This window comes from Achromobacter sp. E1, from assembly GCF_037039475.1.
Classification (GTDB): Bacteria; Pseudomonadota; Gammaproteobacteria; order Burkholderiales; family Burkholderiaceae_B; genus Achromobacter; species Achromobacter mucicolens.
This window is the reverse complement of the sequence record NZ_CP146253.1, coordinates 4,973,852-4,990,070: the sequence shown is the minus strand read 5'-3', so window position 1 is coordinate 4,990,070 and position 16,219 is coordinate 4,973,852. Positions and strand designations below refer to the sequence as shown.

Annotated in this window: 13 protein-coding genes; 7 read left to right on the top strand and 6 right to left on the bottom strand. The window is 62.3% G+C overall.

The annotated features are described in order from the left end of the window. Window positions 1–17 precede the first annotated feature (17 nt). Both V6V88_RS23130 and V6V88_RS23125 read right to left on the bottom strand, forming a co-directional pair. Window positions 18–1,001, bottom strand: a complete 984-nt coding sequence (locus V6V88_RS23130; protein WP_062839609.1) for a tripartite tricarboxylate transporter substrate binding protein — start codon at window positions 999–1,001, stop codon at window positions 18–20. Window positions 1,002–1,063: 62 nt separating this feature from the next. After that, entirely contained in the window at window positions 1,064–2,230 is a 1,167-nt protein-coding gene (locus tag V6V88_RS23125) for an acyl-CoA dehydrogenase family protein (RefSeq protein ID WP_338616550.1), read from the bottom strand. 193 nt (window positions 2,231–2,423) lie between these two features. Here V6V88_RS23125 and V6V88_RS23120 point away from each other — a divergent pair, with 193 nt between their 5' ends. The 3 genes from V6V88_RS23120 (at window position 2,424) to V6V88_RS23110 (ending at window position 4,741) form a co-directional block, all read left to right on the top strand. Beyond that, window positions 2,424–3,221: an IclR family transcriptional regulator gene (locus V6V88_RS23120; RefSeq protein ID WP_280001584.1), complete on the top strand. Its 798-nt coding sequence runs from the start codon at window positions 2,424–2,426 to the stop codon at window positions 3,219–3,221. Then, entirely contained in the window at window positions 3,211–3,984 is a 774-nt protein-coding gene (locus V6V88_RS23115) for an IclR family transcriptional regulator (RefSeq protein ID WP_056325624.1), read from the top strand. Before V6V88_RS23120 ends, V6V88_RS23115 begins: the two co-directional genes overlap by 11 nt. 64 nt (window positions 3,985–4,048) lie before the next feature. Continuing rightward, entirely contained in the window at window positions 4,049–4,741 is a 693-nt protein-coding gene (locus V6V88_RS23110) for a lysozyme inhibitor LprI family protein (protein WP_142053341.1), read from the top strand. Window positions 4,742–5,072: 331 nt separating this feature from the next. Here the strand turns inward: V6V88_RS23110 and V6V88_RS23105 are convergent, their stop codons facing one another. Then, on the bottom strand, window positions 5,073–5,348 hold the full coding sequence (locus V6V88_RS23105; protein ID WP_152382554.1) for a hypothetical protein: 276 nt from the start codon (window positions 5,346–5,348) through the stop codon (window positions 5,073–5,075). A 315-nt stretch (window positions 5,349–5,663) separates the two neighbouring features. Between V6V88_RS23105 and V6V88_RS23100 the strand changes: the two genes are divergently transcribed. Continuing rightward, window positions 5,664–6,686 carry a MerR family transcriptional regulator gene (locus V6V88_RS23100; RefSeq protein ID WP_338616546.1) on the top strand — a complete coding sequence of 341 codons (1,023 nt, stop codon included), beginning with the start codon at window positions 5,664–5,666 and terminating at the stop codon, window positions 6,684–6,686. Window positions 6,687–7,195: 509 nt separating this feature from the next. On the opposite strand, the gene V6V88_RS23095 is transcribed toward V6V88_RS23100, so the two are convergent. Beyond that, on the bottom strand, window positions 7,196–8,638 hold the full coding sequence (locus tag V6V88_RS23095) for a DUF1254 domain-containing protein (RefSeq protein ID WP_056325631.1): 1,443 nt from the start codon (window positions 8,636–8,638) through the stop codon (window positions 7,196–7,198). Window positions 8,639–10,101: 1,463 nt separating this feature from the next. Next, a complete protein-coding gene (gene blaOXA / locus V6V88_RS23090) occupies window positions 10,102–10,947 on the bottom strand; it encodes a class D beta-lactamase (RefSeq protein ID WP_223572906.1) in 846 nt (281 codons plus the stop codon). Window positions 10,948–11,048: 101 nt separating this feature from the next. Between blaOXA and V6V88_RS23085 the strand changes: the two genes are divergently transcribed. Further along, window positions 11,049–12,650: a hypothetical protein gene (locus tag V6V88_RS23085; protein ID WP_338616543.1), complete on the top strand. Its 1,602-nt coding sequence runs from the start codon at window positions 11,049–11,051 to the stop codon at window positions 12,648–12,650. Window positions 12,651–12,665: 15 nt separating this feature from the next. Here the strand turns inward: V6V88_RS23085 and V6V88_RS23080 are convergent, their stop codons facing one another. Then, a complete protein-coding gene (locus V6V88_RS23080; protein WP_338616542.1) occupies window positions 12,666–13,532 on the bottom strand; it encodes a LysR family transcriptional regulator in 867 nt (288 codons plus the stop codon). A gap of 147 nt (window positions 13,533–13,679) precedes the next feature. Between V6V88_RS23080 and argH the strand changes: the two genes are divergently transcribed. Next, the gene (argH, locus tag V6V88_RS23075) at window positions 13,680–15,191 is read left to right on the top strand and encodes an argininosuccinate lyase (RefSeq protein WP_338616540.1); all 1,512 of its coding nucleotides are present in this window, start codon (window positions 13,680–13,682) and stop codon (window positions 15,189–15,191) included. 52 nt (window positions 15,192–15,243) lie between these two features. Continuing rightward, entirely contained in the window at window positions 15,244–16,209 is a 966-nt protein-coding gene (locus tag V6V88_RS23070; protein WP_062839617.1) for a tripartite tricarboxylate transporter substrate binding protein, read from the top strand. The last annotated feature ends 10 nt before the right edge of the window (window positions 16,210–16,219 follow it).

Here is a 16,219-nt window from a genome sequence, read left to right as displayed (position 1 = left end):
GGTCTCCTGGCGTCGGTCTATTGGATGCGGGTGCCCGTGGACTTCACCAGCTTGGCCCACCAGGCGGTTTCGTCGGCGATCTGCTTGGCGAACTCGGCCGGTGTGCTGGCCAGCGGCTCGGCCCCCAGCTCCTGGAAGCGGGCCCGCAATTGCGGATCCTGCAGCGCCTTGACCACGGCTGCATGCAGGCGCTCGATCACCGCCGGGTCGGTGCCGGCGGGCGCCATCAACCCTTTCCAGGCCATCACCACAAAGCCCTTCTGGCCGGCCTCGTCAAAGGTGGGAATGTCGGGCGCGGCGGTGGCGCGCTGGTCGCTGGGCACGGCCAGCGCGCGCAGGCCGCCCGCCTTCACCTGGGGCAAGAGGGCGGGCATGTTGTCGATCATGAAATCGATATGTCCGGCCACCAGGTCGGTGATGGCGGGACCGCTGCCTTTGTACGGCACGTGCTCGGCCTGGATGCCGGTCTGCTGCTTGAGCAGCTCGCCAGCCAGTTGCGCGGGAGAGCCATTGCCCGGCGAGCCGAACGACAGCTTGCCCGGGTTGGCGCGGGCGTATTGCAGGAACTCCTGCAGCGTCTTCACCGGCATCGACTTGGTCACCACCATCAGGTTGTGCTCGCGCTCCAGGCAGGTGATGGGCGCCAGGTCCTTGGCCGGATTGAACGGCATGTTGGCGTACAGGCTGGGGTTGACGACGGTGGGCCCGGCGGCGGCCAGCAGCAGCGTATAGCCGTCGGGGGCCGCGCGCGCCACGAAGTCGCCGCCGATGTTGCCGCCCGCGCCCGGCTTGTTCTCGACGATGACGGGCTGACCCAGGATGGGGTGCAGGGCCTCGGCCAGCAGGCGGCCCAGGATGTCGGTCGAGCCGCCGGGGGCGAACGGCACGATCAGGCGGATGGGCTTGTCGGGGTAGGCGGCCGCGGCTTGTGGCGGCAACGCCGCGCAGGCGAGGGCGGCGGCCAGCGCGCCGATCCATTTGGGCAGGTGCTTGTGCAGCATGATGGGAGTCTCCTTTGGTTTGGCGGGCCGGCGGCTTCTGGTGGCCGTGGTCCCGGGGTGCCCTAGCGGCCGGGCGTGTAGCCCGCCTGGGTCAGCGTGTGGCGGGCGATGGTCAATTGATGGATCTGGCTGGTGCCCTCGTACAGGCGGAACAGGCGCACGTCGCGATAGAAGCGCTCGATGCCGTAGTCGGCGATGTAGCCATAGCCGCCGTGCATCTGCACGCAGCGGTCGGCCACGCGGCCGCACATTTCAGAGGCGAAGTACTTGCAGATCGAGGCGTTCAGCGTCACGTCCACGCCCGCGTCGCGTTCCCGGGCGGTTTGCAGCACCAGCGCGCGGGCGGCCTGGATCTCGGTCTGGCAGTCCGCCAGCATGGCCTGGATGAGCTGGAAGTCCATCAGGGGCTTGCCGAACTGCTGGCGTTCGGCCACAAAGCGCAGCGTGTCGTCCAGCATGCGGATGGCGGGACCGATGCACAGGGCCGCCAGATGGATGCGTTGCTTGTTCAGCACCTTCATCGCGGTCTTGAAACCCAGGCCTTCCTGGCCGCCGATGATGTTGGCCGCCGGCACACGGCAGTCCTGGAAATGCACGGCCGACACGGGGGACCCGGCCTGGCCCATCTTGTCGTAAGGCTGGCCGGTGGTCAGGCCTGGCGTGCCGCGCTCCACGATGAAAGCCGTGATGCCCTTGGCGCCGGGCGCGTCGGGATCGGTGCGCGCCATGACCGTGAAGAGGCCAGCTAGCGGCGCGTTCGTGATGAAGCACTTCTCGCCGTTCAATACATAATGGTCGCCATCGCGCACGGCGGTGGTCCGCAGCGCGGTGGCGTCGGAGCCTGCCTGCGGCTCCGTCAGGGCAAAGCACCCGGTCAGTTCGCCCGCCGCCAGCAGCGGCAGGTAGTGCGCCTTCTGCGCCGGGGTGCCGTCGGCGACCAGCGCCTCGGACCCGATGCCGGTGTTGGTGCCGACGCGGGCGCGCAGCGCCACGGAACACTGGGACAGCTCCATCGCGGCCAGGATCAGCTCTTCGGTCGTCATGCCCGCCCCGCCATACTCCTGCGGAATGGAATAGCCGAACATCCCCTGTTCGGCCATGCTCTCGACCAGATCCTGCGGCACCTCATCCAAACGGGCGATCTCGTCCTCGCGGGGCGCGAGCTGGTCGCGCACGTAGCGGCGCAGTGAATCGAGAAATTGCGGGAAACCTTCGGGGTCCCTGATCATGGCGAGTCTCCGTTTTATCGTGGGCGCTGATGCGTGCCGCGTCTTGTTCGAATCAGGCTAGCAAAAGGCCGCCGGATTTGAGACAAGTGTTTCGATATCTTGAACGGCATGAAGGAGGATCCGCAGGCTGGCTGCTCTATCATCTGCGGATACGCGGTGCGCGTCCCGAGCGCGCCGCACCAGGATCCCGCCCATGACCGCTCGCCCCGGTGAACACCATGCCGACCCCGCCTTCGCCACCACGCTGGCGCACGGCTTGTCGGTGCTGCAGGCGTTCCGGCATGGAGAGCCCGCGCTCAGCAACCGTGAACTCTCGGACCGCACCGGCCTGTCCAAGGCCACGATTTCCCGCCTGACGACGACGCTGATGCAGCGTGGCCTGTTGCGCTACGACGCGGGGCTGCGGCGCTACCGCCTTGGCACGGCCGTGCTCTCGCTAAGCTATCCGCTTCTGGCCAGCATCAAGGTGCGTCAATTGGCGCGCCCGTTGATGAAGCGGCTGGCCGATGCGGCGGGCGGGTCCGCTTCGCTGGGCATGCACCACGGCTTGAGCATGGTCTACGTCGAAACTTGCCGCGGGCACGATGCCGTGTCGTTCCGACCGGACATCGGCGCCTTGCTGCCGCTGCTGCCTTCGGCGATGGGGCGGGCCTGGCTGGCGCAGGCGCCGCCCGTCGAGGCCGAACCCGTGCTGGCGGCGTTACGGCGGAACGATCCCGCCATCTGGCGGCGCCACGCGCCGGATCTGGCAGCGGCGCAACGCGATTACGCAGAACACGGTTACTGCGTGGGACAGGGGGATTGGCACTCGGACGTGCATGCCGTGGCGGTGCCCATGCGCACGCGCGTGGATGGCCAGACGCTGGTCTTCAATTGCGGGGTGCCGGTGACGCGGCTGCGGCCCGGCGACCTGCGCGGCCGCATTGCGCCGCGCCTGGTGACGCTGGTCAATCGTGTGGAGAAAATGCTGGAGCAGCGCAATGACGCGTGATCCGGACCGCGAACTGACCACCACCCTGGCGCGCGGGATCGACATCCTCACGTGCTTCCGTGCCGACAGGCCCGTGCTGGCCAACAAAGACTTCGCGCAGCAAACCGGCCTGTCGCGCAGCGCGGTGGCGCGTCTGACGCACACGCTGGTGGAACTGGGATTTCTGCAGCGCGAGGGCGAGCCGGCACGCTACCGCCTGGGCGCGTCGGTGCTGGCGTTGAGTTACCCCTTGCTCGCCAGCATGCAGATCCGGCAACTGGCCCGGCCGTTGATGAAGCAGCTTGCCGACCACGCGCGCGGCGCGGTGTCGCTCGTTGTGCGAGACCGCTTGCAAATGGTGTACGTGGAAACGGCCCGCTCCAATGAGGCGCTGCAGACGCGGCCCGACATCGGCGCGTCGCTGCCGCTGCTGTCCAGCGCCGCCGGCAAGGCATGGCTGGCACGGGTGCCGGACGAGGAACGCGCCGTCGTGCTGAACCAGCTGCGCGTGGCCGACCCAAGGCATTACGCAGCGCACTTCCCCAATCTGGCCGCGGCGCGCCGCGATCTGGAACGCAAGGGTTTCTGCGGCAATAACCAGGAATGGCGGCCGGACGCCTACGGATTTGCGGCGCCGCTGGGGCGGCCGTATCAATCGCTGCTGTATGTCTTCAATTGCGGCGTGCCCACGCAGGATGGGCCTTACCGCGAACGCGCGGCCGACATCGGGCCGCGGCTGGTCGCGTTGGCCAGAGAAACGGAAAGGCTGCTGGGGCTCGTCTGATTGGTGTGCGCTTGATGTCCTTGGCCCATGCGGTGCACGAATTCTCGCTATCATCAGCGGCACCATGCCGACCAAAAATACTCTCCCAGCCGCCTGCGCCGCCGCCGTGCTGTACGCATTTTCCATCTCCGCCATGGCGGCACCGGACGCATCGCCTTCATTCGACTGCGCCAAGGCGCGCACCGGCGCAGAAAAAGCCATCTGCGCAAACCCTCAACTCGCAGCGCTCGATGCAAGCATCGCCAAGCGCTACAACGAAGCGCGCAAATCTCTGGACACCGTCACGTCCGAGGCCTTGTTGCGCGACCAACGGTATTTCACCCAGGTGCGCGACGACGCCTTCGAGAAGCCGTTCGACAAAGACAAACCCATCGAGGAACTGGCAAGCCGCCTGAAGTACCGGGACGCGTTCCTCGCGTCGCTCGACTTGGCAGAACGCAAGGGCTTCAGCGGCAGATGGCGCAACCTCTCCGGCGAGATCACGCTCTGGAAGAAGCCCGACGGCGATATCCTATATGAAGGTTCGGCCGCACAACCGCACGACGGGCGCTGGTCGTGCAACGTGGAAGCCACTGGCAAGGCCAAGGGCGAGCGGTTGCGTGTCAAGAGCGTCGACACCAAGGGGTGGGTGCTGAACCTGCAACGGCAGGGTGACGGGCTGATCGTTGAGGAACTGCCGCCGGGTGCGGGTTCATCTGGTCCGCCTTATTGCGGGGTGAATGGGACCTTGGGGGGGACGTTTTTTCCGATACGTTGAGGGGGAGTGGAAGGCGTGCGTGGCGGTGAGGGCGGAATTGCGGGGACGGTAAGAGGTAGGGTAATTCTGGATGCTCTCTAGATTCAGCCAAGCCACTGCCGTTGGAACTGGCCGGTGACTGCCGATATTTGACATGGCGTCCTTCGGCCAAGGTAGCTCTTTCCTCTGACTGCTTTCGACCCTAGACGGGCCGTAAAGCCTGGTTCAAGAACTTCTCACAGAGCTTTTCGGCTCAGCTCGAACTTCGTCAACAGACGCTTGAATTCGGATTGCATCGTAGATGTTCAAATTAAACTGAGCCGCGGAGAGTTGGCATTTGGTCGAGCCACGGCTAATCGAGCGCCTGACCTGCTGCTTGGCAAAGCACCGCTGTTGCTGCCAGCACTGCGCCGATGGAGTTCCACTTTGATTGTGCTGCCAAAGTCTCCCGCACTTCCCATCCATCGAATGTCACGCCAGAAAGGTCCGGATTCGTTCCCTTTTTTTCCGCCGCCAGACGGCGCTGCCGTATAGCACGCTCGCGAGATACCTTTACCTGGCTCGCGTAGATCCAAGCCGAGGCTGATGCAAAACCTGAAACGATTGAAATTAATGTCAAGATTCCCATGACTGCTTGTTCTCTTTAGGGAAATGTTGGGTAGGTCATCCACAGTATAGGGATCAGCTTCAGCAAAAACGGTGACCCCTGTCTCCTCCTGGCCGAGAACTGTCCTTGTCGACCGGCCGATGACGACCCGAAACGGTCGGGCGGCCGTGACATAGCCCGGTACCGTTGCGCGGTCGACCTACGTGTGCCACCTCCGGCCTGCTGCGGCGGCCGACATCCAATTAAACCCTGACCGCCCACAGGACTTGCAGCACCGCTTGACCCTCACGTAACGTGATGGCCCAAAGTTTGGCCTGCGTATTCGAAGGAGGAAACATGCAACTGACCGTAGGAGAACTGGCAAAGCGTACCGGGCTGACCGTCCGCACGCTTCACCACTACCACGCGATCGGTTTGTTGACGCCTTCAGCGCGCGCCGAAAACGGCTATCGCCTGTACGGTCGCGACGAGATTGCCCGCCTGCATCAGATCCAGGCATTGAGTCGTTTCGGATTGGCGTTCGCGGAAATTGGCGCTTACCTGGACCAGCCCGGCGCGCGCTTGGCGGACGTGATCTCCCGGCAGCTTGCCATGCTGGACCGCCAGATACAGCAGGCCGCGCACCTGCGCGAACGCTTGGCGCAACTGCACGAGCAGCTGGCGGACGGCACGGAGCCTGAGCTGGCCGATTGGCTGAAAGCTTTGGAGATGATGACTATGTATGATAAATATTTTTCGCGAGAAGAACTGGCGCGTTTGCCCCTATACACCCGTGGGCCGGACGGCGACCCGGACTGGCTTGCGTTGGTCCACGAAGTGGAGCAGCTAATGGAGCAGGGCGTGGCGCCCGAGGAGGCTAAACCGCGCCAACTTGCCCATCGCTGGATGGAACTGCTGCTGCGCGATACCAACGGCGATCCGCGCTTGTTGGTGAAGCTGAACCAAATGCACGAGCAGGAGCCCGACATGCAGACGCACGTCGGCATTTCCAAAGCCATGCGCGATTATGTGCTGCGCGCCTTCTCGGAAAGCAAGCTGCTTATCTACGAAAAATATCTGACGCCGGACGAAGCACGGTTCATGCGCGAGCATTACTGCGACAGGATCTCGGAGTGGCCACCGTTAATCGCAGAGGTCCGGAACGCTATTGATGCGGGCGCGGCGCCCGACTCGGAAACCGGCCGGGCGCTGGCGCGGCAGTGGTTGGAACTGTTCAGTTCGTATGCGGGCAAGAACCCGGCCACCCACGCCAAGTTCCGGCAGGCACTGATGACAGAGCCCGACTTGACCGCTGGCACATGGGCGGACGACGCGACGCTGGCGTTTGTCCGGCAGGCGATGGGGACGCTAGCGAAGTAGCCAGCCCCCTGACTTCCCGGCACCAGCCGGGCAAGGCGAATGGACAAGTGGCGAAACTCATTGCCGCCGCAATACGACAGCGTTGATGCCAGAGCACCCTTGTGGCATCGGTCATGTAAGATTCCGTTCGTTGCTGGGGAGCGGTCTTTCGTGGTGGGCGATGAGGGGCTGCCGACGTTCACTGACCCTGCAACATCCGCCAAAGCAAAAGGCCGCACTAGGCGGCCATTGCTTTGGACGCACGGCGGGGCCGCGCGTTCGAATCCGCAAGGCGGCCATCGGTGCGATCCGGCAGCTTTCGACCCACAAGAGACATCCACAATGCGTGTTGCGTTATTCGAAGCTGCCGAAAGCTAGTTCCCGACCGACCGCTGAGAGCCGTGACGGGCTATTGATTCAAAGCTGACTCGACGGTGTCCAGCAGTCATGCGATCTGTGAGACACTCCAGGCCGCGTTGGGAGATCACGGCTGAGCCGTGGCGCCGTCGAGGCACTGTCTTCTCCGGAACCTATACGACGCGTTCCACCCCTGGCGGCTGCCACGTCCCTTCCCCGGCTGGCAGGACCGAGGGTGGTGTGATCTTTGGCCAGTACAGCCGCATTACCAGGTAGACCGGCCCATCGGGAGCGGGGAGCCAGTTGGCTTGCCTGTCGCCGCCCGGCGTCTTGTGCTGGATGTAGAGTGTCAATGACCCGTCCGCGTTAACCTTCATCGCAGGCAGCATGGGCGAGTTGATTAGGTAGCGGTCGATCGGGTTCCTGACCAGTAGCTGCGACTTGCCGTCGTACATAGTCAGCGACCAGAACGAATTAACCGGCGGCAACGCGCCGGCCGGAAACGTGAGGGTGTAATTGTGTTTGCTGCAGTCCAGCGTCTGACCATTTGCGTCTACGCGGGTGAACGGGTAAGTTGCCTCGTCCGGGTCATTTCCATATATGCCTGCCTGAGCCGCGACGGCGCGCTTGAGCCAGTCGCCGTTGTAGTGTTCGCTGTTACCCGGCAGTCCGCTTAGCCGCCAGCCATTGATCGCCTTTCCAGTGCTGGCGACGGCTTCGTCCACTTTGCGCTGGCCTTCTTTCATGCCAAGGCCGATCTCCAGTTTTTGGTCCAGCGGCAAATCTCTGAAGTTGAAAGTCTTGCCTGCCCCCACGCCGATGCGCGCGAGTTCCGCGCGGACTGCAAGCTCGTTGGCTTGTGGAGGCGCGAACTGCAGCGCAAAGTCCAGAAACTCGAAGAAGTTGGTCTTCGCCAACTCTTTGTTGATCATGGGAAAGCTGATGGCTGTTGCGGCCGGTGGCGACGCCTGATTCAGGTACGCCGAGAGCATTCGCACCTGGTAACCAGCCTGGACCGCCTTCACGCTGTCGAGATCGTCTGGACCAAAAAGTTGGGTGCGGTAGCCGGCGAGCGAAAACTGTGTGCTGGACCGAAACACCCGCTTGATGCCCACCGGGACGGCACCTTTCCATTCGGGTCCGACCACCATGTAGTCGCCAGCCTCGTTTCCGGTCGTGCGAGTGCCGATATAGCCGTAATTGTAGGTGTTGCCGTCGCAGAGCATGACCGAGTAATAGCGCTTCGGGTCGATCGCCGGCACGGAAAGCACCACCGGCTCTGCCCGCAAGTCCATCCACACGAAGGAATACGGCGTGTCGCTATTGGGCGTGACAATCGCCGTGTCTTTGTAGGTGAATACGTTGGGTTCGTTCTTGATGTGGTTGAAAGGCGCCTTGAATTGCCCCGAGCCGCGATCCACCGCGTACTCATGCATGACGGCGTAGTTCATCACGATAGGCAGGCCGTAAATGAACCCCGCCTCCGCGATGTCCTTCGCACCGAAGAACCCGGGGCGATCCGCGCTTGTCTGTGCCCGAACCCGGCTCGGACCAAGCGTCGTGCCAGTGAGCGCTACAAGTGCACTGGAGCCTAGAAACTCTCGTCTTGTGATCATTGAACGCCTCACCTGTCAGAGCGAGCTTTCCGACGCCCGCACGAAAAGTACTGGTCCTGGAAACGACACTCTATCGGAATCGCCAACAAGACGATATGAGTAGAAAGCACCCGGTAAAGCGTTCCGGATAAGGTTTCTGATTTCGAGGGGGCAACTAACTTGATTTCGGCACTGGAGGTATGGCGAAGCGCGGCCAGTCGCACGTAATGCAACGTCCTCAGGAAGGTCCAGGAGTCGCCGTCTGGAGAAGTTTTCGCATGCGCGCGCTCAAGGAAGAGTGAAGCTCGCGATTCACGGGGGATTGGTTTGTTTCAATTCAGGCTTAGGTTATCAGGGGTGGCGAGCGTACTGTGAAGGGGGGCGTCGGCCACAACAACCTGTGGCACATGCCCAAGATTGAATCGCTATAAATACTGCCGGGCTTCGTCTGCCGCAGACACCATGGAACCTAAATGCCCTTCCCCTTTATCAATCAGTTCGTCACAAGTCTGCATCAAATAGCCGAGAAACATCTTTCACCGAAGGGCGCCGCACTTCCGGCGCTACAGTCAAACCACAACGCTCGATCCGTCGTGTCCAAGACAGCAACCACCCTGATTGATGACCCTTGGACGCCGGACAACTATCACTACGCCGGTTAAGTGCGTACCTTGAAGTGTACCCAGTGCAGTCGGCTCTGGACGTCTTCGCCTGTGCGTCGGGCATGCGCCGGAGATCGTCCACGTCAGCACAACGGGCGGAGAGGCTCTTACCGCACGAGGTGAGCACTACCCCTCAGATAGAGGCCGCATCATGACACTAGACCATACCAAACGCGTCACTGAGATAGTAGCGGTGGACGCCAACGGGATTACGTATCTCATCCAACGTCGCTACAGGGCTGCTCCGAACCACGACGGGGCCTGGGCTAATTACTACTGCTGCTTACGCGACGGCGAGCCCGTCACATGGCTCGGTGATAATAATTACCGGTTGCCGGACGGGACAGCACTCCTCGCGATTGAATGCCGTCTGCCGGACCTCGAACCATTAAATTGAAGACACTTGGTTTGAAGTGCAGCCTAGGCTCGCGAGCCGGCGGCTTGCTGGACATTCAGCGGCGGTGGTACGAATCCGTGCTTTCGACGCCCAGGAGCACAGGCATGGAAAATCCCGCAGACGGCAAAATATGCCGAGTCATTCGCACGGACGTCGGTAGACTTACCGGCGCAGCATGCGCGGTGATTGTGCTGTCGAACACCTCCCGCCAGGCGATGTATCGCTAAGTGAACGGACAGACCTTAGGAACTCGGTATGTAAAGCGGTGCGATCAAGGACCGCTCCTGGCCGGTTGCGGCCGTTGATTAACGTCCGCATCCGTCCCGACGGACTCGATGCCACCTCTGAAGGGAAAACTGGTGAGCCGTGTCCGATGCTCGCTGTCTGGAGACGCCAAACCTCTCAGATTCGGCGGACTGCGGAAATCACTTGGGAGCGGCAGTGTCCATCAACCCCAGATCCCCAAACACCGCGCGCACGATCTTCATGCGCGCAGCGGCATCCTGTTTTTTCTTGACGTCCACGTTAAGCGCGAAATAGAAAACCTTGCCCTCACGCTCCAGGTAGCCCACCAGCCATCCCGTCTGCTGCGCGCCAGGTTCGCCAAGTCCGGCCCAACCCGTCTTGCCGCTCAGACGGTATTCAGGCGTCTCTTCCAGGACGAGGATGTCCTTGGTCATCTGCACGGTCCGCTCGGACAGGCCGAATTGATTGACATAGAACCGGCGCAGGAATTCCACCTGCTCGTTCGCGGAGATTCTGAGCCCACCGGTTAGCCAGAATTGATCGATGCCACCAGAAATGTCGCGATTTCCGTAGTTGAACCGGTCGACATAAGCCTGCATACGTTCGGCGCCGATGCGTCTGGCGATTTCCTGGTAATACCAGACGGCGGAGTTCTGTAGCGCCGATTCAAGCGTATGGTTTTGCGCCCAGGCAGCCGGCCACCATGGCTGGCGAGGGTTGCGCTTGCTGTCCCACTCGATTTCGAAGTCCTTGCCTTTCGCGACGCCTGTTTCCAACGCGATAAGCGTGTTGGGAATCTTGTAGGTGGATGCGGGCAGATACCGCTGATCGGCCCTGGCCTCGTCGTAGCGCTGAAATGCTCCGGTCTGTCCGTCAAGCAGGACGAACGTGCCCTCAACTTGTTCCTCGCGGAATCTCGCGCCGATATCGACCTGCGGTAATTCGGCGTGCGCGCCCGCGGACGCGAGCAACGTCATCAGCAGCGGCAAGGCGGCTTTGGCAAACCGACGAAATTTCGAATTCATGTTATCTCCGTGATTGTCATGCGGGATGCATGCGGCCGCCAGAATATGCGTGGGGTTGATGAGCGCCAATCAAGGTGTCGTAACGCCTGTAACATGGCGGCATGACTCAGAACATCCAAATCGATCTGGACCGTCCACTGCTTGTGGACGGCAAGCCTGCGCGGAATCAGTCGGTTTGGCTGCTGCTAAGGGTCTGGTACGCGCAGCAGACCGGTGAGGGGGCTGTGCCCGGGTCGTCATTGCAGGCCCGATACCCGGGGAACGCCAACTTGCGCATGTTTGTTTCCCGCGCGTTTCGGGATTTCGCAGCGTGGGGCGTGGAGGTGGGGTGGGGAGGCGCCATTGACCTGCCGCCTGCGCTGCTCAATGCTTCACGGCGCAGCCAGGGACCATTCTGGATGACGCAAGCGCAGGCAGATAGGGTGCTGTGGCGTCATGGTGCGGCGCCGGCAAGCCTGGACCTCGTGGCGAACTTTCTCGGATTGAGCGGGCATGTGTCCCCGCGCGCAGATCTGCTGCAATACGTGACCCAGGAGGGGGATTACTGGAATCACCTGACCCAGGCCATGCGGCTGGCTCGAGATGGCATGGCGACAACGGGAATGAATTGGGCGGCGAGTTATCGAGCAGCCGACCGAACGGCGCTGGACGACTTTCAACGCGCGTTGGCCATACTGAAAGAGAGTCTGGCATGGCGTCGTCACGGTAACGTAAGGCGTAGCGAGGCCGCGTTAAACAGGCTGGGAAAGATTCTCCAGTCGGAAGCCGTCGGTCCATCCATGCCGACCTTGTCGGCGATGGCGTCGGTTGCCACAGCCTGGAATAGCTATGCGCGCGGGGATATCAGGCAATCCCATGCCGGGCTGGACCGTCTGGCGGCAGACCAGTTTCTGGCGCCGGTCATTCGCTATAACCCCCGCGTGCGATTTGAGTATCTGAATCTGCGTGCGCTGCTGCACAAAGGCAGCGCGCTTGAAGACAAAAGCGCGGATCGAGTCATGAGAATGAACGAGGCGGAGAAAGCGATTAGCGCCTTGTCCGAAGCGCTGCAGGCCGCTTACGAGGCTGACTCTGTCGAGGCGGCTCAGGATGTGGCGGCAAACATCGGATGGACGTTATGGTTGTTCTGGCAGCAGCGATTGCTTGCTGTCATCAACGACCAGGACGTCCATTCGGTGCAAGGAACTTCGCTGCGCTGGCTGGGGCTGTCGGAATGGATATGCGACCGCTTCGGGGTTGGCGGCAGTTCTGCCTGGAATACGGTATTCGTGCTGCGCATCGCGCGTGGCGGTTGCGACGACAGGAGCGGGGACGTGAAGCGCTTTCAATCGCAATCGCCCCTTCCTGTAGAAAAAATGCTGGAGGCGGTCAAGCCGTTTGAAGCCGCCTTCTCGCGCGCCAAGGGCTACGCGGACTGGTCGAATGTTGCGGCGTTTACGCTTGAGGAAAATGATGCGGGCCGGGTTTTCTACGGAGCTCATCAAGTGGCCAACCTGCTGCTTGAATTTGTGTGGTTTCGCACGCACAGCAAGGGACTGAGTCGTGAGGTGTTTGCGGCGGTGGAGCGGCTGGCGCACATCGTCCAGGGGTTGGGTCCCGGCCAACGACGCTTTTTCAGGGAAAGCCTCAAGGCCTTGCCTGAGCCGCTGCAGATCGCCGCAAAGGATGCGGCGGCTTCGCGCAACGGCAAGAAGCCGGCGTGATTGGCGTTCCTCACATTATTCCTCGCGCAGGCACCCCAGAAATGCGGCCGTCAAACTTGACTCGGCCTGTTGCTGCGCGGCAAGGATATAGCGCGAGAACACGATCGTCGGCGAAAACGGCAAGCTGGTGACGCCGGGAATCTTCAAGGTTCGCATCACAAGCGGATTGACCACGCTTACCCCAAGGCCCATCGCCACCATGCGGCAGATCGTGGCCGCGTAGGGCGTATCCAGGATGAGCTTGCGGCGATCGGGCACAAATGCGGCGTCGATCGCGGCGCGCGTGCCGTCGCCCTGGGTAAGCGAGACAAACGGTTCATCAACAAGGTCGCCGGCATTTACCCGTCGCTTGCGTGCCAATCGATGCCCATTGGGTACGATGCACACCCCTTCATCCTCCGCCCAGAGTTCGACGGCGACCCCGGGCGTATCGGCCAGATACGAGACCAGGCCCACGTCGCAATAGCGCGTTGCGGTCCACTTGGCGACGGTGGGCGAGTCGCCCGTGTGAATCGAGACCGGCACGTCGGGGTAGTGCTGCCGGAACTTGCGCATCACTTCCGGCATGACGCTCATGGCGATGGAAGGCACGGCGCCGATACGCAGCGTGCCGGGGCCCACTTGCCGAATCAGGCGAGCGGCATCGGACAACGCATCCATGCCGAGAAATGCGCGTTGCACTTCCCGGTAGAACGCTTCGGCTTCCGGCGTGGGAATCAGCCCGCCCGGCCGGCGTTCAAACAATCGAAATCCGGTCGCGGCTTCCAGTTGCCCGATAACCCGGCTGATATTGGACTGCGAGGTGTGGAGTTCACCCGCAGCCAGCGTCATGGAACGCGTCAGCATCACCACGCGAAACGTCTCGATGTGTTTGAACTTCATCCTTGAATCCCCCGTATGTGAGTCGAAGCATATCAAAACTGCATGCGTAAGCCGAATACTGTCATTTGACGTAATGCCGGTCGATTTTCATACTCCAGCCACACATCGGATCGGGCGCCTTGCACGGGCAACAGGAGGAGGAAGATCATGGAATCGAAGGTCAGTCGCAGATTGCAGCAAGCCACCGCGCAGGAAGTCTGCGACCACATATATCTGCCGCGGTTGAATCGCGAGTTCGGTAGTGGCTTTGACTACCTGTCGGATATCAATCAAGCGCATCTGCTGATGCTGTTGCGCGCGGGCCTGATGCCGCGAGAGCCGGCCATCAGTCTTGCCCGCGCGCTGCAGCGAATGGAGCGTGATGGCGCCGCTGCGGTGCCGCTGGACCCGCAGCGGGAGGACGCGTACTTCAATTACGAAGCCCACCTCATGGGCCTGGCGGGATCGGAAGTGGGCGGCCGCCTGCATGTGGCGCGCAGCCGCAATGACATCCTTGCCACGCATGACCGGTTGCGGGCGCGCGACGCCGGTTTGAACGTGCTTGACGGGCTCAATGCCGTGCGAGAAGTGGCGATATCCCGCGCCGAGCAGTACGCCGGCGTGGTCATGCCCGGCTACACCCATCTGCAATCCGCGCAACCCATCACCTACGGCCACTATTTGGCCGCCGCGGCCGATGCCCTCGCCCGCGATGCGGCCCGCATCGAACAGGCGTTGGCGCATATCGATGCATGTCCGCTGGGCGCGGGCGCGCTGGCGGGAACGACGTTTCCCATCCAGCGCGAAGAGACCGCGCGTCTGCTGGGCTTTGACCGCTGCGTCGACAACTCATTGGATGCCGTGGCGTCGCGGGACTTTGCCTGGGAACTGATGTCGGCGATGACCATCGCCTCGTTGACCTGGGGGAGAATCGCGCAGGACTTCTATGTGTGGGCTACCCCTGAGTTCGGGCTAATCAATTTTCCCGATCGCGTGGCCGGCACGTCCAGCATCATGCCGCAGAAGAAGAACCCGGTGGTGGTCGAGTATCTGAAAGGTAAAACCAGCCACCTGATCGCCCTGTTCACCGCGTCGATGACCGCGGTGAAGGGCACGCACTTCACGCATAGCGGCGATGGCAACAGGGAGAGCATGCGCAGCTTCTGGGAATCGGCCGACGAGTGCGTTCGCTGCCTGGCGCTTTTCCGGCTGGTGCTGGATGCCGCAGAGCCCGTGGAACAGACCATGTTGCGCAGAGCGAAGACCGACTTTTCCACGGCGACCGATCTGGCGGATGCGCTGGTGCGTGAATCGGGGCTGTCGTTCCGGGAAGCGCATCATGCGGTGGGCGCCGTGGTGTACCAAGCCATTGAAGCCAAGCTGTGTGCCGATGAGATCACCGTCGAGATGGTGAACGCCGCGGCGTCGGAACAGACGGGACGCGACATCCATCTTGATGCGGCAACCGTTCAACGTTGTCTGGATCCGCAGGCGAGCGTACAGGCCCGTTCCGCCTATGGCGGCCCCGCGCCTGCGCAATTGACGAAGCGCATTGAAGACCTGCGCCGCGCGCTGGCTGGCTCCCGGTCCCTGGCGGCATCCCGGCGCGAGGCGATTGCCGCGGCAAGGTCCACGTTGAAGAAAGAGATCGCGGTGCTGGCGATGGCGCCGCTGGACTAAGGCCGAGGCGGGATCACGGCTTTCCTATTCTTATTACACAAGGGGTTCCACCATGAAGCTTGCCATCACGATTGCTACCGCCTCGGCGCTGGCATTTTCTTCTGCTGCGATTGCGGATGCCTATCCGACAAAGCCGATTCGGCTGATCATTCCGTTTGCCGTGGGCGGCAGCACGGACAACCTGGGCCGCGTGCTGGCGGCGCGCCTGTCGGAGAAGCTTGGCCAGCAAGTGGTGGCCGACAACCGTCCGGGCGCGGGCGGCAACATTGGCACGGACCTGGTCGCCAAAGCGCCCGCCGACGGGTACACGCTGTTGTTCGCCACCGAGGGCACGTTGGGGATCAATCCTTCCCTCTACAAGAAGCTGCCGTTCGACCCGGACAAGGACTTCACGCCGATCGCGCAATTTGCCAGTGTGCCCAACATCCTGGTCGTCAATCCCAAGGTGCAGGCCAAGACAGTGCAAGAGCTTGCGGCCTACGCCAAGAGCAAGCCGGCCAGTCTGAACATGGGCTCGGCTGGCAACGGTACGACCAACCATCTGTCGGGTGAACTCTTCCAGTCGATGACGGGCACGTCCTTCACGCATGTGCCGTATAAAGGAAGCGGCCCCGCGATGGCGGACTTGTTGGCCAATCAGATCCAGTTGATGTTTGACAATCTGCCCGGCTCGTTGCCACACGTGAAGGCCGGCAGCCTGCGAGCGTTGGCCGTGACCAGCGCCAAGCGCTCGCCGCTGCTGCCGGACGTACCGACCATGGCCGAGGCGGGCGTGCCGGGCTATGACGTGGAAGTGTGGTTCGGCGTGGCCGCGCCCAAAGGCCTGCCGGCGCAGACGTTGGCGACGCTCTCCAAGGCCATCACCGAGATCTCGCAGGAGCCGGCAACGATAGAAAAGATCCTGAACATTGGCGCCACGCCGCTTACGTCCACGCCCGCTGAGTTCGGCAGCCGGATCCAGGAGGCCCGGCTCAAATGGGCGCCGATCGTGGCGCACTCTGGCGCCAAGATCGACTAGGACCCCTTGG